Annotated in this window: 18 protein-coding genes; 6 read left to right on the forward strand and 12 right to left on the reverse strand. The window is 70.9% G+C overall.

Annotated elements, in window-relative coordinates; translation table 11 throughout:
• Positions 1-58: 58 nt before the first annotated feature.
• On the reverse strand, positions 59-1,348 hold the full coding sequence (locus MB828_RS40580) for an LCP family protein (protein ID WP_301652517.1): 1,290 nt from the start codon (positions 1,346-1,348) through the stop codon (positions 59-61).
• A 118-nt stretch (positions 1,349-1,466) separates the two neighbouring features.
• Between MB828_RS40580 and MB828_RS40585 the strand changes: the two genes are divergently transcribed.
• On the forward strand, positions 1,467-2,015 hold the full coding sequence (locus MB828_RS40585) for an acyl-CoA thioesterase (RefSeq protein ID WP_301652518.1): 549 nt from the start codon (positions 1,467-1,469) through the stop codon (positions 2,013-2,015).
• Positions 2,016-2,064: 49 nt separating this feature from the next.
• On the opposite strand, the gene MB828_RS40590 is transcribed toward MB828_RS40585, so the two are convergent.
• The gene (locus tag MB828_RS40590; protein ID WP_301652519.1) at positions 2,065-2,694 is read right to left on the reverse strand and encodes a TetR/AcrR family transcriptional regulator; all 630 of its coding nucleotides are present in this window, start codon (positions 2,692-2,694) and stop codon (positions 2,065-2,067) included.
• Between the two features lie 171 nt (positions 2,695-2,865).
• Here MB828_RS40590 and MB828_RS40595 point away from each other — a divergent pair, with 171 nt between their 5' ends.
• Positions 2,866-3,516, forward strand: coding sequence for a nuclear transport factor 2 family protein (locus MB828_RS40595; RefSeq protein WP_301652520.1), 651 nt, complete (start codon positions 2,866-2,868; stop codon positions 3,514-3,516).
• Positions 3,517-3,544: 28 nt separating this feature from the next.
• On the opposite strand, the gene MB828_RS40600 is transcribed toward MB828_RS40595, so the two are convergent.
• Entirely contained in the window at positions 3,545-4,924 is a 1,380-nt protein-coding gene (locus MB828_RS40600; protein ID WP_343236235.1) for an LCP family protein, read from the reverse strand.
• Between the two features lie 249 nt (positions 4,925-5,173).
• Between MB828_RS40600 and MB828_RS40605 the strand changes: the two genes are divergently transcribed.
• Positions 5,174-6,208, forward strand: a complete 1,035-nt coding sequence (locus MB828_RS40605) for a glycosyltransferase family 2 protein (protein WP_301652522.1) — start codon at positions 5,174-5,176, stop codon at positions 6,206-6,208.
• Positions 6,209-6,232: 24 nt separating this feature from the next.
• Here MB828_RS40605 and MB828_RS40610 read toward each other — a convergent pair whose 3' ends face one another.
• The 5 genes from MB828_RS40610 to MB828_RS40630 form a co-directional block, all read right to left on the reverse strand.
• A complete protein-coding gene (locus MB828_RS40610; RefSeq protein WP_301652560.1) occupies positions 6,233-7,792 on the reverse strand; it encodes an LCP family protein in 1,560 nt (519 codons plus the stop codon).
• Positions 7,793-7,988: 196 nt separating this feature from the next.
• Positions 7,989-9,596, reverse strand: coding sequence for an LCP family protein (locus MB828_RS40615; protein ID WP_301652523.1), 1,608 nt, complete (start codon positions 9,594-9,596; stop codon positions 7,989-7,991).
• Positions 9,597-9,860: 264 nt separating this feature from the next.
• Positions 9,861-11,573, reverse strand: a complete 1,713-nt coding sequence (locus MB828_RS40620; protein ID WP_301652524.1) for an LCP family protein — start codon at positions 11,571-11,573, stop codon at positions 9,861-9,863.
• 243 nt (positions 11,574-11,816) lie between these two features.
• Positions 11,817-12,950, reverse strand: coding sequence for an LCP family protein (locus tag MB828_RS40625; RefSeq protein ID WP_301652525.1), 1,134 nt, complete (start codon positions 12,948-12,950; stop codon positions 11,817-11,819).
• A 158-nt stretch (positions 12,951-13,108) separates the two neighbouring features.
• The gene (locus MB828_RS40630) at positions 13,109-13,864 is read right to left on the reverse strand and encodes a TIGR03089 family protein (protein ID WP_301652526.1); all 756 of its coding nucleotides are present in this window, start codon (positions 13,862-13,864) and stop codon (positions 13,109-13,111) included.
• Between the two features lie 129 nt (positions 13,865-13,993).
• Here MB828_RS40630 and MB828_RS40635 point away from each other — a divergent pair, with 129 nt between their 5' ends.
• Positions 13,994-15,421, forward strand: a complete 1,428-nt coding sequence (locus tag MB828_RS40635; RefSeq protein ID WP_301652527.1) for a peptidoglycan recognition protein family protein — start codon at positions 13,994-13,996, stop codon at positions 15,419-15,421.
• Between the two features lie 161 nt (positions 15,422-15,582).
• Positions 15,583-16,665, forward strand: coding sequence for an NDP-sugar synthase (locus MB828_RS40640; RefSeq protein WP_301652528.1), 1,083 nt, complete (start codon positions 15,583-15,585; stop codon positions 16,663-16,665).
• 67 nt (positions 16,666-16,732) lie between these two features.
• Here the strand turns inward: MB828_RS40640 and MB828_RS40645 are convergent, their stop codons facing one another.
• From MB828_RS40645 to MB828_RS40660, 4 genes are all read right to left on the reverse strand, one after another.
• Positions 16,733-17,743: a DNA-3-methyladenine glycosylase family protein gene (locus MB828_RS40645; RefSeq protein WP_301652529.1), complete on the reverse strand. Its 1,011-nt coding sequence runs from the start codon at positions 17,741-17,743 to the stop codon at positions 16,733-16,735.
• A 171-nt stretch (positions 17,744-17,914) separates the two neighbouring features.
• A complete protein-coding gene (locus MB828_RS40650; RefSeq protein WP_301652530.1) occupies positions 17,915-19,228 on the reverse strand; it encodes a coenzyme F420-0:L-glutamate ligase in 1,314 nt (437 codons plus the stop codon).
• Entirely contained in the window at positions 19,225-20,184 is a 960-nt protein-coding gene (cofD, locus tag MB828_RS40655) for a 2-phospho-L-lactate transferase (RefSeq protein ID WP_301652531.1), read from the reverse strand. The genes MB828_RS40650 and cofD overlap by 4 nt, the downstream gene beginning before the upstream one ends.
• Positions 20,185-20,240: 56 nt before the next feature.
• Entirely contained in the window at positions 20,241-20,741 is a 501-nt protein-coding gene (locus MB828_RS40660; RefSeq protein ID WP_133027814.1) for a cysteine dioxygenase, read from the reverse strand.
• Positions 20,742-21,358: 617 nt separating this feature from the next.
• Here MB828_RS40660 and MB828_RS40665 point away from each other — a divergent pair.
• A complete protein-coding gene (locus MB828_RS40665) occupies positions 21,359-21,622 on the forward strand; it encodes a WhiB family transcriptional regulator (protein WP_003975777.1) in 264 nt (87 codons plus the stop codon).
• The last annotated feature ends 130 nt before the right edge of the window (positions 21,623-21,752 follow it).

Here is a 21,752-nt window from a genome sequence, read left to right on the forward strand (position 1 = left end):
GGGCTGAACGGCGTCAGGGGCACCCCGCGGGGTGCCCCTGATCCGTACAGGTCCGTGCCTAGTTGCCTGAGACGGTGACCGTCTGGTCGTTGTTGAGTTCGTTGACCAGCGTCTTCACCTTCGCCTTGTCCCAGACGAGGTTGCCGCCCGTGGAGCCGGAGATCGGCATGTTCATCGAGACGCCGTTGCCGCCGTTGACGTCCTTCATCGCGAAGAACATCGAGCCCAGGTCCCACAGCCCCATGTCCTTGTCGACGGTGAGGGAGTCCAGGCCCGCGCCGAGGGTGGGGTAGAGCTTGAAGGGGTTCAGGATCGTCCCCGGGGTGGCGACCTGGTGGGCCAGCGCCGCCAGGAACTTCTGCTGGTTCTTGGTGCGCTGGAGGTCGGACGCGGCGAAGGCGTGCCGGGTGCGGACGAAGGCGAGGGCCTCCTCGCCGTTCAGGGTCTGCTTGCCGGCCTTGAAGTCCGCGCCCGAGTACTTGTCCTTGAAGCCCTTGTCGATGTCGATGGTGACCCCGCCGACCGCGTCCACGATGTTCGCGAAGCCGGCGAAGCCGATCTCCACGTAGTGGTCGATGTGCAGGCCGGTGTTGTACTCGACCGTGCGGACCAGCAGGGTCGGGCCGTCCTCGGCGTACGCCGCGTTCAGCTTGGTGTGCCGGCCGGTGCCCTTGTAGACCTTGCCGGACGTCGACCCCTGGTACGACGGGATCTCCACGTCCGAGTCGCGGGGCAGCGAGATCAGGGTGTCGCCGTTGTCGCCGACGTGCAGGATCATCATCGAGTCCGTGCGCTTGCCCTCGGCGGAGCCGGTGTGGAGCTCCTTCTTCTGCGCGGCGGACAGGCCCTGCCGGCTGTCGGAGCCGACGATCAGGTAGTTGGTGCCGTCGCCGGCCGCGGGACGGTCGATCACCTTCGACAGGTCGACGTCGCGGTGCAGCTTGGAGTCGGCCCAGAAGTAGGTCGCGACGGATGTGACGATCACCACGCTGAGGACGACGATCGCCGTCCACTTGATCCGCTTGCGCCAGTTCGGTGCCGGCCGCGAGGCACGGTCGTACTGGCCGCCGGGTCCCCCGCCCCCGGGGCCGCCGCCGTACACCTGGCCGGTGTTGTAGCCGTCGTACCCGCTGCCGCCGTCGTCGTACCCGTCGCCGCCGTACGAGGGCTGCTGCGGGACCTGGCCGTAGCCGCCGCCCTGCTGCGGGTTGCCGTACGGCGGTGCCGACGGCTCCTGGCGCCGTACCTGGCGCATCACGCGGGCGCCCTCAGGCTGCGCGCCGGCGCTGCCGCGGCCGTACCGGTTTCCGCGGCTGTCGTTCGACCATCCCTCGGGCCATTCGTTCATGGGCCCCAGTGTGCAGGCAGCGCCAGTACCGGTGACAAGGGTCGTCGGAAAATCAGGTCATCGCTGTTGCGAACCCGACACAAATTCCGCGAATGTCCCTTCGGCATAGGGTGGGGCCATGACAGACCAGGCCCCCGAGGCGGAGCTCGACATACCCGGCAAGCCGACATCCGCTTCCCGGACCACCCTGAGCCACATCATGACCCACAACGACACCAACCTCCTGGGCACGGTGCACGGCGGTGTGATCATGAAGCTCGTCGACGACGCGGCGGGCGCGGTCGCCGGCCGGCACTCGGGCGGTCCCGCCGTCACCGCGTCCATGGACGAGATGGTCTTCCTGGAGCCGGTCCGTGTCGGTGACCTGGTTCATGTCAAGGCGCAGGTCAACTGGACCGGCCGGACATCCATGGAGGTGGGGGTACGGGTCCTCGCCGAGCGCTGGAACGAGTCGGCGCCCGCCACCCAGGTCGGCTCCGCGTACCTGGTCTTCGCGGCGGTGGACGCCGACGGCAAGCCGCGCCGGGTGCCGCAGGTGGTACCGGAGACCGAGAAGGACCGGCGGCGCTACCAGGAGGCCCAGATCAGGCGGACGCACCGGCTGGCCCGGCGACGGGAGATCCGGGAACTGCGCGAACGCCGGGCCGCGGAGGGTTTCGAGGACTGAGCCGCGGAGGACTGCGAGGGCCGGGTCCCGGCCCGCTCGGTCGCTGCGGTCAGTGGCCGGCGGTGGTGTCCCCCCGGAACGCCCCGGCCACCACGGGGATCAGCTGCCGTTCGATCTGTTCCACGGACAGGGCGGCCAGCTCGGTGCCGATCGGGGCCAGCGCGAGCCAGTTCAGCAGGCCGGCCGCGCACCGCGTACGGAAGATCAGTTCCTGCTCGTCGACGCCGGGGAGGCCGGCCGTCAGCGCCCGCACGGCGATCCGGCGGCAGTGGTCGAACTTGCCGGCCAGCCGCTCCCACCCCGCGGGCGGATCGATGCCGACACGGGCCACGGTCCGCATCACGGTCAGGTCCTGTCCGCCGGCCGCCAGGGCGCGCACCATCGGCCGGGCGAACGCCGTCGCCACCTCCTGGAGCGTCGAGGTGGTGTCCAAGGCGTCGAGTTCGAGGATCTGCGCGTCCAGGTACTGCTCCAGTGCCTGCTCTATCGCCAGGTCGCACAGCGCCTTGAGCGACCCGAAGTGGTAACTGACGGCGGCGACGTTGGCTCCGGCGGACTCCGTGATCTCGCGGAGGGTCACCCCCTCCGTGCCGCGCCGCGCGAGCATCTCCAGCGCGGCCGACAGGAGGTTGTCCCGCGTGCGCCGGCCGGCCTCTCGGCGCAGATCCCTCTTGTCCACCCTGGTCACAGTATGTAGTTAAGCGGCCGTTTGAGTACATCGTCAAGCGGTCGCCGTCGGGGGTGACAAGTAATTCAAACGTTCGCTTGACATGCTTCCGGGTTCGTCCATAAGGTCAAGCGAACGTTTGATTTAACGTTTGACCAACGCATCGAGCCGAAGGAAGACGTCATGACCTCGCTCAAGTGGAAGACGATCATCGCGACGGCCGCGGTCGCCGGCCTGGGCAGCCTCGCCATCGCCGCCGCACCGACCCAGGCCGCGAGCCCCGTCCACACCGCCTCGGCCACCCGCGGCGGCACGGCGGTGCCGGACCTCACCCCGCGGCAGCTGGCGGAGCTCCCGCTGACGGACCGCCACCTGACCCGGCACGAGCGGCGCAACCTCGCGGTCGTCCTGCGCGACTACTACGTGGCGGAGGGCGACCACATCGACGTCCCGACGTTCGTCAACAGCTTCGCCAAGGACGGTGTCTTCAACGACATGGTCGCCGGCCAGGCCTACCGGGGGGACGCGCTCGGCACCGTGCTGCCCTACATGAAGAGCCTCTTCTCCGACGTGCACCGTGACCTCAAGCGCATCACCGTGAACGGTGACGTGGTCAGCATCGAGCTGTCGATCGACGGCACGTTCGACGGGCAGCTCCAGACACCGGCCGGCGTCGTCAAGGGCAACGGCAACAGGGTCGCCGCGCCGACCGCCGACTTCTGGTACCTGCACGACGGCAAGGTCGAGCAGTTCAACTGCTTCGTCGGGTACTCGAAGATGTACTCCGACATGGGCGTGAAGTGGGACTGGGCCGGGGCGGTCGGCAAGAACTGAACCGCCCGCACCCGGAACACACCCCGCCTCAGCACACGGTGTCGTTCCCCCGCATCACGGACGCCGCCCCCTGCGGTGCCGGGTCGTCGAAACGGACCTTGCGCACGGCTCCCTTGAAGTCCGTCCCGACCGACACCCGCATCGTCGGCCCCTGACCCGGCACGGCCCGCAGTTCGCTCCCCGGCAGCGCCGCCGCCAGCGACCGGGCCGACCGGTCCCAGCGCGGGTCGAACGAGATCACCGTCCGCTTCAGGTCGTGCCGTGCCGCGGTCACCGGCCGGTGGTTCGCCGCGAACCCGGTCGCCGTCAGCGCCGCGTCCATCCGCCGGGCCAGCCCCGCCGTGCCGGTGCCGTTCTCCACCTGCACCCGGATCCGCTCCGGTGCCACCTCCACGCCCACCGGGGCCGGTCCCGCCGGCCGCTTCGGCGCCGCCGGCGGGGTCAGCTGCCGGTCGTCGCGCAGGGACTGGAACAACTGGTCCGACTTGGCCTGGTCCCACTTCAGCGTCGAGCCGATGCCCTTCACGGGGTAGGCCAGCTGCCCGATGGGGACGGTGGTGAACTCGGAGGAGGAGGGCGAGAAGTTCCGCATCGCGCGCCCGAGGTCCAGCAGTTCGTCCGTGCCGAAGCCGGTGTCGGCGCGGACCGAGCCGAGCACCGCCCGGGTCACGTCCCGGAACCTGATCGGGTTCAGCAGCACCCCCGACGACGCGGCCCGCTCGATCAGCGAGGCCAGGAACCGCTGCTGCCGCTTCATCCGGCCCAGGTCGCTCGCCCCGTCGACATGCCGGGAGCGCACGTACTGGAGGGCGCGGCCGCCGTCGAGGGTGTGGGTGCCGGAGGGAAGGTTCAGGCCGGTGTACGAGTCCTTCAGCGGCTGGGCGTTGCAGACCCGCACCCCGCCGAGCACGTCGACGGTCCGCATGAAGGTGATGAAGTCGACCTCCAGATAGTGGTCGATCTTCAGATGGGTCATGTTCTCGACGGTGCGGACGGTCAGCTGCGGCCCGCCCTCCGCGTAGGCCGCGTTCAGCTTGATCGGGTGGGCGGCGTGCCGCTGCCCCGTCGTCTCGTCGACGTGCGCGGGAACCTCGGCGTACGAGTCGCGCGGCAGGCTGACCACGGTGGCCCGCTCCCGGTCCGCGGAGATGTGCACGATCATGATCGTGTCGGTGCAGTGGCAGGGTGACCCGCCGAGGCGGTACTTCCGCCGCTCCCGCTCGGTGATCTTGTCGCGGCCGTCGGTGCCGACCAGCAGGACGTTCATGCCGTGCCCCGCGCGGGGCCGGTTCTTCATGTCCTTGAAGGGGTCGACCCGGGCGATGTCCGCGTCCAGGCTGGCCATCACCGAGTGCCCGATCCCGGCCGACGCCAGCACCACCACCGAGAGTGTGGTCACGGCCCGCATGGCCCAGCGCGGCCGCCGGGGCCTTGCGGGTCGTACCGGCGGCCGCGGGGTCTGACGGGTGGGCTGCGGTCGACGCCGCGGCCGGGCGGGCCGGGCGGGGGACCGGGGCGGGCTGGCGGCCAAAGGACACCTCCGGACGAGGCCGTACGTGGGATCCATGAGCACGGTAGGCCGATACGACCTTCAGCCCGCGCCTTCGCCCCGGCGGCGCGCACCGCTGTCCCCCGTTCGCGGTAACGTGAGCGTCCTATGAACGCCAAGTCCGACGTGCGGCACCCCGCAGTTTCTGTGATCATGCCCGTCCTCAATGAGGAGCGGCATCTGCGCGGGGCCGTCCAAGCGATCCTCGCGCAGGAGTACGCCGGCGAGCTGGAGGTCGTCATCGCCCTCGGTCCGTCCAAGGACCGCACGGACGAGATCGCGGCCCGGCTCGTGGCGGAAGACGCGCGCGTGCACACCGTCCCGAATCCGACCGGCCGCACGCCGGCCGCCCTGAACGCCGCGATCAAGGCCTCCCGGCACCCGATCGTGGTCCGGGTCGACGGCCACGGCATGCTCTCCCCGAACTACATCGCCACCGCCGTCCGCCTGCTGGAGGAGACCGGCGCGCAGAACGTCGGCGGCATCATGCACGCCGAGGGCGAGAACGCCTGGGAGCAGGCGGTCGCGGCGGCCATGACCTCGAAGATCGGCGTCGGCAACGCCGCCTTCCACACCGGCGGTGCGGCGGCGCCCGCCGAAACCGTCTACCTGGGTGTCTTCCGCCGCGAGGCGCTGGAACAACAGGGCGGCTACAACGAGGAGTTCATCCGCGCCCAGGACTGGGAGCTGAACTTCCGCATCCGCGAGGCCGGCGGGCTGATCTGGTTCTCGCCGGACCTGAAGGTGTCGTACCGCCCGCGGCCGAGCGTGCGGGCCCTCGCCAAGCAGTACAAGGACTACGGCCGTTGGCGGCACGTCGTCGCCCGCTACCACGAGGGCTCCATCAACCTGCGCTACCTCGCCCCGCCCACCGCGGTGTGCGCGATAGCGGCCGGGATCCTGGTGGGCGCGCTGGTCACCCCGTTCGGTTTCGTCGTCCCCGGCGGTTACCTCGCCGCGATCGCCGCCGGGTCCCTCCCGGCCGGCAAGGGGCTGCCGCTCAAGGCCCGGCTCCAGATCCCCCTCGCCCTCGCCACCATGCACATGTCGTGGGGGTACGGCTTCCTGACCAGCCCGAAGTCGCTGGCGAAGCGGGTCATCGCGTCCCGCCGCCCGGCGGTGCTCAGCCCAGCGGCCGACTGAGCACCGGCGGTCGTACGACCCGGACTACCAGGTGTAGTCCGGGTCGACGTGCATGCAGGCCTTGGTGTCCGAGGCGTTGAGGGCGCTCGCCGAGGCCGGCGTGGTGTCATCGTCGTCGGCGGTGTACTTCGTGCCCGAGCGCCAGTCGGCGCCGACGACGAGGGTGACGGCGGAGACGCCGGCCGACTTCTTCACCTGGCTCGTGGGGATGCCCAGCGCCTTCGCGACCCGCTGGGCGTCGCCCGCGAGGCCCGCGCTCGGATAGCGGACCACGGTCTGGTCCGCGCTCAGCGGTGCTGAGGTGTCGGCCGCGGCCTTGGTGAAGCCCTTGCCGGTCAGCAGCGTGGTGATCGCGGCGGCCCGGCCGGTGACGGCGGCCTCGGTGCCGCTCTTCGTGCCGTTCCGCACCCGCACCGCGATCTCGTCGTCGGCCGCGGCCTTGTCGGTGACCTTCGTCGCGGTCGTCGTCGTCTTCTTCTTGTCCTTGCCGTCCAGGGCGATGTCCTCGCGGACCAGCCGCCACAGCTTCGCCGCGTCCGTCGGCTTGGGCAGGACCCGGTTGCCGTCCGAGGAGTACACCCACGGCATGGTCGTCATGGTGATGCGGTTCGTGGGGACCTTCTTCAACTCCTTGCTCAGGTCGTAGAGCTTGGTGACCGAGCCGAGGCCGGTGTCGACGGTGAGCGCCTCGGTGGCCGTCTCGGCGAGCCTGAGGAGCTTGTCGGGGTTGGCGAGGGTGGCGTTGGCGCGCAACTGGCGGACCATCGAGTTCATGTACATGTGCTGCGCCTTGGTGCGGGCGATGTCACTGCCGTCCTCGAAGCCGTACCGGGTGCGCAGCCACTGCAAAGCCTGCTTGCCCTTGACGGAGGTGGTGCCCTTCGTCAGCTTCAGGCCGGAGCCGTGGCCGGTGGAGGTGTGCGAGTAGATGTTCGCGTCCACGCACACCGGCACCCCGCCGATCGCGTCCGCCATGGACACCACGCCCGAGAAGTCGACCATCATGAAGTGGTCGATGTGGATGTCGGTGAGCTTCTCCCAGGTGGCCACCGTGCAGCCGGGCCCGCCGCGGCCCAGCGAGTCGTTGGTCATCGTCGAGGCGGTCGCCGCGTACACCTTGCCGGTGTCGGGGTCGGTGCACTCGGGGATGGAGACCAAGGTGTCGCGGGGCATGGACACCACGGACATGTTGGTGCGGTCGGCCGACACGTGCAGCAGCATCTGGACGTCGGCGCGGGGCGCGGTGTTGTACGTGCTCTTGGCGCCGCCCAGCTTCTGGTTCTCGGCGGTGTCGCGGGCGTCGGAGCCGATCAGCAGGATGTTGAGCGGGGTCTGGCCGGCCGCGTTCGCCTTGGACGCGGTGGCGCGGTCCTTGGAGTCCCCGATGTTCAGGGTCTTCTTCTTGATGTTGCGGTTGAGGTGCTCGTAGTACAGGTATCCGGCGGTGGCGGTGCCGGCCAGGACGAGGGTCAGGACCGAGGCGGTCCAGCGGACGACCCGGCGTCTGCGGCGGCCGCGGCCGCCGTCCCCGACCCGTCTGCCGCCCTGTCGTCCGCTGCTGTCGGTCTGGGGTGTGAGGGACATCGTGTCCTCGACCGCGGACACCACGTCCGACACCTCCCCCCGCACACTGCTGCGCACCACTGCCCGCCCTCCCGCTCGCACCTGCCACCGCGCCCGGGGCTCCGGGCTCCTGAGCACGGCGGCAGTGTCATGCAGGGGTTTAGGAGTTACCTGTGCGTACCTGTGCGGACCTGTGTGAACCGTCCGGCCGTGCCCGTCACCAGCGATAGGGGCCGTACACGTCCATGCACTGCTTGGTGTCGGAGCCGTTGATCGCGTCGGCGTTGTCGGGCAGGTCACCGGCCTTCGGCGCGGACTGCTTCGGGTACGCCGTGCCCTCCCGCCAGTCGGCACCGACGACCAGCGTGACGCCCGACACATCGGTGCTCTGCTTGACCTGGCTCGTCGGGATCCCCAGCGCCTCGGCCACCGCCTGGGCATCGCCCTGGAGGTCCGCGCTCGGGTACCGCACGACCGTCTTGTCCACCGACTCCCCGGTGTTCGAGGTGTCCGCCGCCGCCCGGGTGTAGCCCTTCGCGGTCAGTTCCTGGGCGAGTGTCCGGGCCCGGCCGCCGACCGGCGCCTCGGTGGACGTCCGGGTGGCGTTGCGCACCAGCACACCGAGGCCCGCGGGGGAGACGGACGGCTCCTTGACGGGTTCGGCGCTCGCCTGCTTCTTCTTCTCGCCGGCGCCGTCGGAGGCCTTGCCGTTCTTGTCGAACGACACGTCGTCGCGGAGCATCTGCCACATCTTGTCGGCGTTGGCGCCGTCCGGAACGAGGTGGTCCTTGTTCTGCGGGTCCTGGACGTTCGGCATCGTGAGCGAGGTGATGCGGTCCGTCGGCACCGACTTGAGCTGCATGCCCAGGTCGTAGAGCTTCTTCGGGGTGCCGATCTCCTCGGAGACCGTCAGCGACTTGGTGGCCGCCTCGGCCAGGTCCATCAGTCTGCCGGTGTCGGTGAAGACGTTCTGCCCCTTCAACGTGCGGATCATCGAGTTGAGGTACATGTGCTGGGCCTTGGCGCGCAGCGGGTCACTGCCCCAGGCGTGCCGGGTGCGCAGCCACTGCAGGGCCTTCTCACCCTTCACCTTGTGTGTGCCGGCCGTCATCTTCAGTCCGGAGCCGCCGGGCACCGCGGCCGTCGGCCGGTCCCACACGTTCTGCTTCACACAGACGTCGACGCCGCCGATGGCGTCCGCCATGTTCACCACGCCCGAGAAGTCGATCGTGAGCCAGTGGTCGATGTAGACCCCGGTGAGGTTCTCCCAGGTGGCCAGGGTGCAGCCGGCGCCGCCGCGGGCCAGCGACTCGTTGATGATGGTGTTGGTCGCCGGGTACACCTTGCCGGTCTTGGGGTCCGTGCACTTGGGTATGTCGACCCTGGTGTCCCGGGGGATGCTCACCATCGCGGCGCTCTTGCGGTCCGCCGACAGGTGGATCAGCATCTGCACATCGCCGAGCGGCGGGCTGCCCCGGTCGTACTTGGCGCCGCCGAGCTTCACGTTCTCGTCGGAGTTACGGCTGTCGGAGCCGATCAGCAGGATGTTCAACGGGGTCTGCCCGGCCGCGTTGGCCGCGGTCTTCTGCGCCTTGGCGTCACCGCTTTCGCGCTCGCCCTTGTGGATGTTGCCGTTCAGGTGCTGGTAGTAGAGGTAACCGGCACCGGCCGTACCGAGGATCACCACCGACAGCGTGGTCGCCGACCAGCGCAGCACCCGCCGGCCGCCGTGCCCGCCCTTCGAGGCCCTCGGGTTCTTCGAGCCGCCCTTGCCGCCGTGCCCGCCGCCTCTGGACGTGGCCGGTGCCTTCGGTGCGAGGGACATCGTGTCCTCGACCGCAGGCACCTCCCCCCGCACATCGCTCCGCGTCAACTTCCTGCCCTCCCCACCCTGCGCCTCGCGCGCACAGGCCCGCCGCCACGCCCCCCTTCGGACGTCCCACGGACCACACGGGTCCGCCCCGCGCCCGGTTAGACGCGTGACGGACCCATAGGGTTACCTACTTATTCGGTATGACTTGGTGTCACTCGTGGACAACTCCGAGCAACCGGGCGCCGTTTGCGTGCAACTTCGCACCTTCGGGCGCCGCTACTTGGCGCAGGTCACCTTGTCCGCGGTGGTCTTGGTGTCCACTTCCGGCGCCTTCGTCGGAGTGGTGAGGGAGACTCCCGCCCCCTGGAAGTCCTTGCCCAGGGTGAGCGTGATCGCGGGCAGTCCCTGGGAGTTGGTCACGCTCTTGCCCGGCTTCATCGCCGAGCCGGACAGTCCCATCAGGCTCGCCAGTTCACGTGCCTGGTCGGCCTGGTCGGGCGCGTACTCCAGGGTGGTCTTGGCGAGTTCGGCGGGCGCGTTGCCGGCGTTCTCCGACTTGAGGACGCCCTCGTCGTTCTGGAGCCAGCTGAGGGTCTCCTGCGCACTGCCGGACGCGGCCCCGCCGTTGAGGATGCGCACCCGCACCTCGGAGGCCGCGGACTTGCTGCCCTTGAGCCGGGCGGCCGCCGCGTCCTTGCTGGCCTGCGCCTGCTTCTTCTTGACCGCGGTGAAGGAGACGTCGTCCTTGATGGCCTGGAAGACCGCGGGCGCCTTCGACTCGTTGAGCACGACGGTCGCCTTCACCGCCTCCGCTGGGTTGTCCAGCACCGGGATGGTGGTGAAGGTCAGGTTCTTCGGGTTCAGCTTGCCGAGCTCCAGACCCAGGTCCTTCAGCTTGCCGATGCTGTCCAGCTGGGAGTCGACGGTCAGCGACTTGGTGCCGACCTCGGCCAGCTTCAGCAGCTTCGTCGGGCTGGTGAGCGTCGAGTTGGAGCTGAGCTTGCGCATCAGCGCGCTCAGGAACTGCTGCTGGAGCTGGATCCGGCTCAGGTCGCCGCCGAAGCCGACCGAGTGCCGGGTGCGCACGAACGCCAGCGCGGTCTCGCCGGAGATCTTGTGGGTGCCCTTGGACAGCTTCAGGTGCGACTGCTTGTCGTCGATGTCCTTGCCGAGGCAGACCTCGACCCCGCCGACCGCGTCGGTCAGCGTCTTGACGGCGTTGAAGTCGGCCACCATGAAGTTGTCCGGCTTGATCCCGGTCAGCTCCGTCACCGTGCGCACCGTGCAGCTGGGCGTCCGGTCGTCCTGGCCGAGGCTGGTGTTGAAGCGGACGTTCTGGGTGCCCGCGATGACCTTCGTGGTGCCGTCGGACTGCTCGGTCGGGCAGTCCGGGACGTCCACGATCAGGTCACGCGGGATGCTCAGCGCGGTGGCGTTGGAGCGGTCCTTGGAGATGTGCAGCAGGATGTTGGTGTCGGCGTGCCCGACGCTGCCGGCGTCGCCGTAGCCCTCGTTGCCCTTGCCGGTGCGCTTGTCGGTGCCGATGATCAGCAGGTTGATCGCCTTGTCCTTGCTGAAACCACCGGTACTCGCGCCGTCGTCGGAGACGGACGTGATGTTGTCGTTGAGGTGCTTGATGTACAGGTAGCCGGCGGCCGAGACGGCGACCAGCACGAAGGCCATCGAACCGCCGGTCCACAGCAGTACCTTCTTGGCCTTCGACTTCTTCTTCACCGGCTGCCGCCGCGAGCGACGGCCGGGCGGCGGCTCCGGCTCCGCGCGGCGCCTGCGCTGCCCCGGCACCTCCGGCGTCCCGCTCGGGGCGGTGCGCGACGGAGTCGACGGGGTCGTCGGTCTGCGCGGTCCGGGCACCGCCGACTGCGGAGCGGAAGGCGTCAGTCGCAGTTCGTATTCACCGGTGTTCGGATTGAGCACCCACTGGTCTGCGGGATCGATGTTGTCCGCCCGCCCACGGCCTTGCGCGTCCACGGTTGTCCGAATCCTCCGTCGGGGCCACGCGGCGCCTTCCCCCCTACCAAGGCGCTCGGTCACGTTTTGCAGTGCACGACCCCAGGACGGACCTCGTGGCCGGGTGCACCGGAACGCTCACACTATCCGCCCAGTTCAGCGTCGAGTGACGCCAGTGACAAATTCGTCCTTCCTACAACCGGGCAATCTGCCTCATTTAACTGACAACGAACGGCGCGCCAGTACGCCGCCTTGGCGAGTGCTTTACGCGCAACTGTCCTCGGCGGCGGTTTTCCCGCGAAACGTGGACGACGACGGGCTTCCGGGCTTCTCGGCCGAGAACTCGCCGTCCTTGGTGACGTTCACGGCCCGGTCGGCCCGCAGCAGCGCGAAAAGGGCGTCCGCCCGGCCCGCCACGAGCTGGTCGCGGTTGGAGTCGTACACATACGGCTCCCTCGGGACGGTGAGGAACCGCACATGGTCCGTGGGGATGTTCCGGACCCCGCGGACCAGCTGGTACAGACCCCGCAGGCTGGCCAGTTCGGGGTCGGTGGTCAGCGCGGAGGTCGCCGCGTCCAGCAGCGGATAGAGCTTCGCCGGGTTCAGCAGTACGTCCCCGCTCTGCACCTTGTTGACGAGCGCCCCCAGGAACTGCTGCTGCCGGTCCATCCGCGAGGTGTCGCTGCCGTCCCCGAGCGACTTGCGCGCCCGTACGTACCCGAGCGCCTGCTCCCCGTCGAGGGTGACCCGCCCGGCGGGCAGCCGCAGTTTGGCCGCCTTGTCGTCGATCGGCTCCTTCAGGCACACCTGCACCCCGTCGACCGCGTCCACCACGTCCTTGAACCCGCTGAAGTCGACGACCATGTAGTGGTCGACCCGGATGTCCGTCAGCTTCTCGACGGTACGCACGGTGCAGGCCGAACCCCCCACCGCGAACGCCGAGTTGAACAGCGTGAAGGCGGGCTCGCTGCGCCGCCCGTCGCTCCGCAGGCACCCGGGCACGTGCACCATGAGGTCCCGGGGCAGCGACACCGCGGTGGCACTGCGCCGGTCGGCGGCCAGATGCAGCAGGATCGTGGTGTCGGACCGCTCGGTGCCCGAGTCCCTGCCGTAGCGGCCGTTCCCCGCGCCGGCACGGGTGTCCGAGCCGATCAGCAGGATGTTCTGCGCGCCCCGCACCAGCGCGGTGGGCCGCTCCCGCTCGTACCGGGCGAGCTCGTCGGCGGCCGCCTCGTCGGCGGTGATGTTGTGGCTGAGTTTGGCGTAGAGCGCCCAGCCGCCCCCGACGGCACCGAGCGTGACCAGCCCCGCGGCCAGCGCCGTACCCCGTAGCCAGAGCCGACGCCGCCGCCGGGCGAGCCCGGACCCGGTGGCGGATGCCCCTACGACGTCGGTCACTGTTCAACAGTGCCCCGGGGAGGGGGCCTCAGGTGACGGCAACTACTCCACACGGGTGACCGAACCCGCCGCCTCTGGAACGCGGGGCGGTGTCCGGTGTGCGGCTGCCGCCGCGCGGGCGCGACCGGCCCTCACGCGGCCGCAGGCGTACGACGGCCTCACCGTGCCGAGGCGGTGACCCGCTCACTCTCGATCCGCTTCGCGATGCCCTCCGCGTCCAGCGCGTCCAGGTGCCGGCACAGGACCACGGACCCGCCGACCGCGAGCGGCGCGTACAGCCCCGCGCTCAGGCCCTCCCACGTGTCGAACCCCAGCCCGGACAGCATCCGGGACCCGGGCCCGGTCAGATCCAGCCCCGGCGCGTCCCCGAGCGCCCGCTCCACCAGCTCGGCCCCGCTCAGCTCCGCCCCCGCGACGATCAGCGCGGGCTCGTCCGGGTCCACCGGCGAGAACGGTACGAACCGGTCCCCCTGGCTCGGCACCTCCACGGCGTAGTCCACGAACCCCTCCGGCGGCTGCGGGAACCGCCCGCCCAGCGGCCGCAGCGCGAGCGCGACCCGCTCCCCGCGGCACGCCCGCGCCGCCTCCAGCGTGTCCGGACCGCTCACCACCACGTCCGCCGCCGCCGGGTCCCCGGCCACGTCGGCGATCGCGCCCACCGACGAACAGGCCAGCAGCCACACGGCCGTCTGCCAGTGGGCGGGGAGCAGCAGGGTCACCCGGTCGCCGGGGCCGGCCGCGAGATCGGACTGCAACAGGTTCGCCGTCTTGGCCACCCAATTGGCGAAGGTGGCCACGGACAATTCGACGCGTTCGCCCGTCGCGTCGTCGTAGAAGGTCACCAGCGGGCGTCCGGGGTCCGCGGCGAGCGCGGAACGCAGCAGGTCGGCGGGGGTGCGATCGGTGGCGTTCACCCGCGCAAGGGTACGCCGCGGCCGCCGCCCGCACCGACCGCCGACGCCACCGGTTCGGCGCAACCGCACCCGACGGACCGTCAAGTCCGCAATAGACATATTTGTCTTACTGTGTTCAACATCAGGGGCATGCGTGGATTCCTGACTTCCTCGATCGGCGTCACCTGTGCCGCGGCCCTCGCCCTGCCGCCGGCGCTCCTCAACGTGCCCTCCGCGGCCGCCGCGTCGGCCTCCGTGCCGGTGCGCGGGCAGCTGCGCGGACTGCCGGCCGGCGGCACCCAGTCGCTGTCGCTCGCCCCGCGCACCCGCGAGCGCGTCCTCGGCCAGGTCCCCGAACAGGGCGTGTACAGCACGGGCGTACGGCACTTCTCGATGGTCGGCGTCGTCTGGGACAACCCCGGGACCGAACTGCACGGCACGGTGCGGGTCCGTACCCGGTCCGCGGAGACCGGCGTCTGGTCGGGCTGGCAGGACGTCGGGACGCACAACGCCGACCACGGCGCCGACCCGGACACCGCGGAGGCCGCGTCGGGCCGGGTGCGCGGGGCCACCGCGCCTCTGTGGGTGGGTGACTCGGACGGCGTGGAGGTAAGCGTCCGCGCCGATGCCGATGCCGACGCCAGTGCCGGCGCCGATACCGGCACCGACGCCGATACCGGCACCGACGCCGGTTCCGGCGCGGGTGGCAGCGGCGGCCGCGATCTGCTCCCCGCCGGGCTCCGCCTCGAACTGGTCGACCCGGGCGCCGACCCGCCGCCCGAGGGCTCCCCGTCCCAGGGCTCCCCGGCCGATGCCCCGGCCGACGCCTCCCCCGCCGAGGCCGACGCGAGCGCCGCCGCCGACGCCGACCTCGCGCCGTTCGGCGCCACCGAGATCCCCGCCCTGAGCCGCGAGGACACCGAACGCGAACTGCTGGAGCTGGAGGGCGTCGACGTCCCGCGCGGGAAGCCGTACATCGGCCCGCGTCCGAGGATCGTCACGCGCCGCGGCTGGCGCGCCGACGAGTCACTGCGCGAGAAGGGGTTCGTGTACACGGGAAAGGTCAAGGCGGCCTTCGTCCACCACACCGACTCCGGCAACGGCTACAAGTGCTCCCAGGCCTCGTCCGTCATCCGCAGTATCTACCGCTACCACGTGGTGAGCATGGGCTGGCGGGACATCGGCTACAACTTCCTCGTCGACAAGTGCGGAACCATCTACGAGGGCCGTGCGGGGGGAGTGGCGAAAGCCGTCAAGGGCGCCCACACCCTGGGGTTCAACAGCAACAGCATGGGGATCGCGGTGATCGGCTCGTTCGACTCGCACAAGCCGCCCGCCGCCGCCGTCACCGCCGTCGCCAGACTCACCGCGTGGAAACTCGGGCTCTTCGGGGCGAATCCGAAGGGGAAGACATATCTGAGGTCCGGGGGTGGCAATCTCTACCCAAAGGGGAAGAACGTACGACTGAACGTGATCTCAGGTCACCGGGACGGGTATGCCACCGACTGTCCGGGCGCCAGGCTCTACGCCAAGCTCGGTTCGGCCCGGACCAGTTCCGCGCACCTCCAGGGGCGCTGAGCACGGGACCCGCGTTCACGCCGTCGGGGGGCAGTCGGGGGAAACCGCACACCCATGCCGCGTGGCACCGCGCGGCCGTCGAGGGCGCCGTCGCACGGTCTGCATACACTGGCCGGCCGACACCGAGTTCGGCCGGTCCCGGCAGGAAGCAGAGACGACAGGTGACAGAAGCGATCCTCCTGGTCGGCGGCAAAGGCACCCGGCTGCGCCCGCTCACGGTCCACACGCCCAAGCCGATGGTCCCGGCCGCCGGCGTGCCGTTCCTGACCCACCAGCTGGCCAGAGCCAGAGCGGCGGGCGTCGACCACATCGTCCTCGCCACCAGTTACCTCGCCGAGGTCTTCGAACCGTACTTCGGCGACGGCGCGGCACTCGGCCTGCACATCGAGTACGTCACCGAGGAGGAACCGCTCGGCACGGGCGGCGCCATCCGCAACGTCGCCTCCCGGCTGCACTCGGGCCCCGACGAACCGGTCCTGATCTTCAACGGCGACATCCTCACCGGCCTGGACATCCGTGCCCTGGTGGCCACGCACGAGTCGGCGGGCGCGGATGTCTCCCTGCACCTGACGAAGGTGACGGATCCGCGTGCCTACGGCCTCGTGCCCACCGACGCGTCGGGGCGGGTCCTGGCGTTCCTGGAGAAGCCGCAGACGCCGGAGGAGATCGTCACCGACCAGATCAACGCGGGGGCGTACGTCTTCCGCCGCTCGGTCATCGACACGATCCCGGCGGGCCGCCCGGTGTCGGTCGAGCGGGAGACCTTCCCGGACCTGCTGGCGGCCGGCGCCCACCTCCAGGGCATGGTCGACTCCACCTACTGGCTGGACCTCGGCACCCCCGCCGCGTTCGTGCGCGGCTCGGCCGACCTGGTCCTGGGCCGCGCGCCCTCCCCGGCGGTCCCCGGCCGCTGCGGCGACCGTCTGATCCTGCCCACGGCACGGGTGGCGGCGGACGCGAAGCTCACCGGCGGCACGGTGGTGGGCGAGGGCGCGTTCGTGGCCGAGGGCGCGCGGGTCTTCGGCTCGGCCATCCTCCCCGGCGCCGTCATCGAACCAGGCGCCGTCATCACCGACTCCCTCATCGGCAGCCGCGCCCGCGTCGGCGAACGCTCCGTCCTCACGGGCACGGTCATCGGCGACGGCGCGGTCGTCGGACCGGACAACGAACTCGCCGAGGGCGCCCGGGTGTGGTGCGACGCGCGCATTCCGGCGGGCGCGGTGCGGTTCTCCTCGGACCAGTAGCCGCCGTCGTCCTCCAGCGGGCGCGCGTCGGCTGCTCGCGCAGTGCTGCGCGCCCCCCGGGGACGCTTCACAACCTGCCGATGTCCACGCGGTACATCTTCGGCGCCCTCCTGGCCGGTGTGTTCCCACTCAGCAGGATCAGCCGGGCCGCCCGGTGCCGCTGGCCCGCGTACGGCTCCAGCAGCCGCAGCATGACCTCGTCGTCGGCATGCCGGTCCCCGGCCAGCGCCCATCCCACGATCCCGGGCAGATGCAGGTCCCCGACCGTCACCGCGTCCGGCGCCCCGTGGCTGCGCTGCACGGTCTCCGCCGACGTCCAGGGCCCGATCCCCGGCACCACCTCCAGCCGCGCCCGTGCGGCCTCCGGCGCCATCCCGACCGCCTCCTCGAGCCGCGCGGCGACCCGTACCGCCCGCAGGATCGTGGCGGCCCGCTTGTCGTCGACACCGGCCTTGTGCCACTCCCAGGACGGAATCAGCGCCCAGGCCCGAGGCGCGGGCATCACCCACATCGGCCGCTGGCTCACGCCCGCGGGCCCCGGCGCACGCTCCCCGAACCTCCGTACCAGCAGCCGCCAGGCCCGGTACGCCTCGTCCGTCGTGACCTTCTGCTCCAGGACCGACGGGATCAACGACTCCAGCACCAGCCCGGTCCGCGTCAGCCGCAGCCCCGGCCGCCGGTGCCGGGCGGCGGCGACGACCCGGTGCCGGGGCACGAAGACGGCGGGGTCGTCGGCGGCACCCAGCAGCTCGGGCAGCCGCTCCAGCAGCCACTCCCCGCCCGGCCCCCAGGCCTCCCCGCGCACCTCCGCGCCGTACGCCCGCACCCGCAGCGTCCCGGGCCCGGCCGGTGTGAGACTGGCCCGCCACACGGAACCGTCGGGCGTGGCCCGGAAGGTGGGATCACCGGGCCCGCGCCGCAGCGGCCCGAGCACGAGCCCCAGGTCAAGGGCCCCCTCGGGCTTCCAGACCCGCACCAGCCCGGGCGCGACGGCCTGCCGGGGAATCCCTCCGGGCACCACGACCTGCCCACCCCGCACAGCTGTACGAGTGGGTCTCGGAGTAAAACGTCCAGCCACGTGAGAGATCCCAGATGTGTGAGGTGCCTGCTGTGAACTATGAGCCTAGGTGCAAGCGCCCCCGGCCGAAGGCTGGGGGAGGAACTGCGCGACCAGCCCCCACCCGGCCGCACCCGCCACGAAGCCCGATGACCCCGGACCCTGGGCGCGTAACTCACCGCACCTCGTAACTCACCGCACCTCGATGAAGTCCGCCACCTCCCGGGGCGCCCTCTCCCGCGGTGCCTCCGCGGCGCGCCCCACCGCGACCGCCCCCATCGGATCCCACCCCTCCGGCAGCCCCAGCACCTCCCGCACCACGTCCCGGCAGAACATCGTCGACGACACCCACGCCGACCCCAGCTGCTCCCCGGCCAGCGCGACCAGGAAGTTCTGCACGCCCGCCCCCGCGGCGACCACGAACATCTCCCGCTCGGCGGCGTCCCGGCGCGGGTCCCCGTACGTGTGGGCCCCCTCCGTCACCAGACAGGGCACGACGAGATACGGCGCGTTGCGCAGCACGTCCCCCCGGCGCACCCGCTTCGCGATCGACTCCTCGGACTTGCCGTCCCCGCGCAGGTCGGCGATCCAGGCGTCCCGCATGGCGTCCAGCAGTCGCCCGCGCGCCTCGGCCGACTCCAGCAGCACGAACCGCCACGGTGTCGTGTGGTGCGGCGCCGGCGCGGTCACGGCCGCGGCGACCGCCCGTCGTACCGCCCCGGGGTCGACGGGGTCGTCGGTGAACGCCCGCACGGTCCGGCGTAGCGTGACCGCTTCCCGGACCGCCTCGGAGGTGCCGAGCCGGAACATGTCGCTGGCCGCGTCCCGCACCAGCGCCCGCGCGTCGTCCCCGTTCTCGCCGGCGCCGGTCACGACATGGGCGAGGCCGCGCACCACGGCGACCGGCATCCCCGTCGCCTTGCCCTTGACCAGGTCACCGGCGGCGGCCAGTTCGTCGGCCGTGGCGACGACCGTGGCGACCAGCGGATTGCCGTACGCGTCCACGCCCCCGCGCAGGTCGTCCAGCACCCGCACCCCGGCGGCGCCGATGGCGACGTCCGTGAGGCCCGCGCGCCAGGGCCGCCCGGAGGTGTCCGTGACGACCACCCCCACGTCGACGCCCAGCGCGTCCCGGAGCCCCGCGCGGACGGCACGGGCCGAGGCGTCGGGGTCCTCGGGCAGCAACAGCACGGTCCCGGAAGGGGTGTTGGAGGCGTCCACCCCCGCTGCCGCCATCACCAGACCCTGCCGGTTCTCGACGATCCGCAGGGCGCCGCGGCGGGCCACCACGCGCACGGTCTCGGCGTCGATCGCCGCCTCCCGGTCGGTCGCCTCGACGATCCGTCCCTCGGCCTTGGACACGATCTTGGATGTGACGACCACCACGTCACCGTCGGCCAGCTCCGGGCCGGTCGCCGCGATCAGCTTGGCCAGGTCGTCGCCCGGCTGGACCTCGGGGATCCCGGCCAGCGCCCACACCCGGTACCCGGGCGCCGCGTCGCTCATGCCCCGCGCACCTCCTCGGCCAGCGCCAGCGCCTCCCGTGCCATCTGCGCGGACGCGTCCTGATCGGTCATCATCAGCGGTACGGCCCGGCAGCGGATGCCGGCCGCCTCGACCCGCCCCACGACGCCGGCGTCCACGGTGTCGACGAGCCAGCCGTCCAGCAGGCCCGAGCCGTAGTGCTCGGCGACCGCCGCCGCCGTCGACTCCACTCCCACGGCGGCCAGCACCTTGTCGGCCATCCCGCGCACCGGCGCGTCCCCGACGATGGGGGAGAGGCCCACCACCGGTACCCCGGCGTTGGCGATCGCCTCCCGGATGCCGGGCACCGCGAGGATGGTGCCGACGGAGACCACCGGGTTGGACGGCGGGAAGAGGATCACGTCCGCCGCGGCGAGTGCCTCCAGTACGCCGGGCGCCGGCTTGGACTGCTCGGCGCCGACCGGGACGACCGCGTGGGCGGGCACGGCCGCCCGCAGCCGGACCCAGTACTCCTGGAAGTGCACCGCCTTGCGCTCGCCGTCGACCTCGACGGCCACATGGGTCTCGACCCGGTCGTCGGTCATCGGGATCAGCTTCACGCCCGGCTTCCAGCGGTCGCACAGCGCCTCGGTCACCGCGCTCAGCGGATAGCCGGCGCCCAGCATCTGCGTGCGCACGATGTGCGTCGCGAAGTCCCGGTCACCGAGCCCGAACCAGTCGGGCCCCACCCCGTAGGCGGCCAGCTCCTGCTTGAGGTGGAAGGTCTCGTCGGCGCGCCCCCAGCCCTGTTCCTCGTTGATGCCGTCGCCGAGCGTGTACATCACCGTGTCGAGGTCCGGGCACACCTTCAGCCCGAAGAGGTGGATGTCGTCGCCGGTGTTGCCGATGACGGTCACGTCGGCGTCCGGCACGGCCTGCTTGAGACCGCGCAGGAACCGGGCACCGCCGATACCGCCTGCCAGAACCACAATGCGCATGCGACAAGTCTCGCAGGCGGTTCCGACAACGCGTCACGCGTCCGGCGTCGCGAGCGTCAGGCGGTGACGGGACGGGCCTCGCAGGCGGCGCTGGCCGTGGTGTGCATCGGCATCTCGGTCAGGCCCGGGTAGTAGACGTGCAGGCTCACCGCGGGCTCCAGCGCGTCGTTCACCACCTCGTGCGCGTACCCCGGCGCGAACACCCGTTGTGCGCCGGCGGCCAGCGCGCGCGTGCCGCGTCCGGTGCGTTCGGTGAGGACGCCCTCCAGGACGGTCAGCACACCGGCGGAGCGGCCGTGGTCGTGCAGTCCGCTGCCCTGTCCGGGCACCCAGGACAGCAGCCACACCTCGTAGCCGGGGCCGGTGCGCAGCCGGTGGTACCAGCGACTGGTCGCGTCGTACTCGACGAGGTGCTCCCACTGGGCGCGGTCGGCGGCGATCGCGCGGGCCAGTCCGACGAACTCGGCCACGGTGACCGGGTGCTCGCGCGGCGGCTGCAGCAGGTGCTGCACCTCGAGGAGGTCGCCGGCGATCTGGAGGTCGTTGTCGCTGTTCATGGGGTGCGGTGGTTCCTCAGTGAAGAAGGTCAGAGGGGAACGGAAGGCGAGAACCGGGTCCTGGGGACTCGGTCCCCAGCTGGAGCGGCCGGGATACGGCTACGGCTCAACAGCTGGAACAGCGACAGCTACAGCGAGCGCGGGCAGCACCGTGGGACCCGGCGGTGCGGGTCGAGGTGAGTGCCAAGTTCGCGAGCATGCCCACTAGGACATCGGTTCACACCTCCCGTGTCAACTCGACGCCCGGTATGTGGGACACGCTTCACCTCATCCGGTTCATCTCGCTGCCGAAAGGTTTGTTCAGCGGGTACCCGGGACACATGGCGCACAACCGGCCGCGCGAGCCACTTCGGAACGCGATCGAACATCTGGGCGTCCTTCTCCGTACAACCTCTGTATGGGGTCGGAGGCCCGTTGGCGGGCCTCTTCTGCATGTCAAGGTTTATGCCGATTTGAACACTTTCCGCACGGCCTTGGTTCCGCAGAGTGAATAACGGGCCCAATAGCAGATCTCGGCTTGACTCGCCCGGAGCAGCACACTTGTAATTTCACTCGTGTCGTTCAGCCGAAATCGGTAACGGCCAGGCACGGGGACGCGAGACAGACGAGGGGCGCACATGACCGAGCTGGTGCAGCAACTGCTGGTCGACGACGCGGACGAGGAACTCGGCTGGCAGGAGCGCGCGCTGTGCGCCCAGACCGACCCCGAGTCCTTCTTCCCCGAGAAGGGCGGCTCCACCAGAGAGGCCAAGAAGGTCTGCCTCGCCTGCGAGGTGCGCTCCGAATGCCTCGAGTACGCCCTCGCCAACGACGAACGCTTCGGCATCTGGGGCGGCCTCTCCGAACGGGAGCGCCGCCGCCTCAAGAAGGCCGCCGTCTGACCGGACGTGCCCCTGACGCACCTCTGAGCTGCGCGAACGGCCCGTCACCAGTGGGTTATCCACAGGCGGCGGGCCGTCGGCATGACCAGCCGATAGTGTGGGCGCTCGTCCGAGACGCCTCGCCGCCACC

Origin of the sequence: Streptomyces arenae (assembly GCF_022343545.1) — a bacterium.
Taxonomy (GTDB): Bacteria; Actinomycetota; Actinomycetes; order Streptomycetales; family Streptomycetaceae; genus Streptomyces; species Streptomyces humi.

Excerpts from the sequence above, each read along its gene's own strand:
- MB828_RS40580 (WP_301652517.1), bottom strand. The coding sequence starts at position 1,348 with ATGAACGAATGGCCCGAGGGATGGTCGAACGACAGCCGCGGAAACCGG.
- MB828_RS40585 (WP_301652518.1), top strand. The coding sequence starts at position 1,467 with ATGACAGACCAGGCCCCCGAGGCGGAGCTCGACATACCCGGCAAGCCG.
- MB828_RS40595 (WP_301652520.1), top strand. The coding sequence starts at position 2,866 with ATGACCTCGCTCAAGTGGAAGACGATCATCGCGACGGCCGCGGTCGCC.
- MB828_RS40600 (WP_343236235.1), bottom strand. The coding sequence starts at position 4,924 with ATGCGGGCCGTGACCACACTCTCGGTGGTGGTGCTGGCGTCGGCCGGG.
- MB828_RS40605 (WP_301652522.1), top strand. The coding sequence starts at position 5,174 with ATGAACGCCAAGTCCGACGTGCGGCACCCCGCAGTTTCTGTGATCATG.
- MB828_RS40610 (WP_301652560.1), bottom strand. The coding sequence starts at position 7,792 with ATGTCCCTCACACCCCAGACCGACAGCAGCGGACGACAGGGCGGCAGA.
- MB828_RS40615 (WP_301652523.1), bottom strand. The coding sequence starts at position 9,596 with ATGTCCCTCGCACCGAAGGCACCGGCCACGTCCAGAGGCGGCGGGCAC.
- MB828_RS40635 (WP_301652527.1), top strand. The coding sequence starts at position 13,994 with ATGCGTGGATTCCTGACTTCCTCGATCGGCGTCACCTGTGCCGCGGCC.
- MB828_RS40650 (WP_301652530.1), bottom strand. The coding sequence starts at position 19,228 with ATGAGCGACGCGGCGCCCGGGTACCGGGTGTGGGCGCTGGCCGGGATC.
- cofD (WP_301652531.1), bottom strand. The coding sequence starts at position 20,184 with ATGCGCATTGTGGTTCTGGCAGGCGGTATCGGCGGTGCCCGGTTCCTG.
- MB828_RS40660 (WP_133027814.1), bottom strand. The coding sequence starts at position 20,741 with ATGAACAGCGACAACGACCTCCAGATCGCCGGCGACCTCCTCGAGGTG.
- MB828_RS40665 (WP_003975777.1), top strand. The coding sequence starts at position 21,359 with ATGACCGAGCTGGTGCAGCAACTGCTGGTCGACGACGCGGACGAGGAA.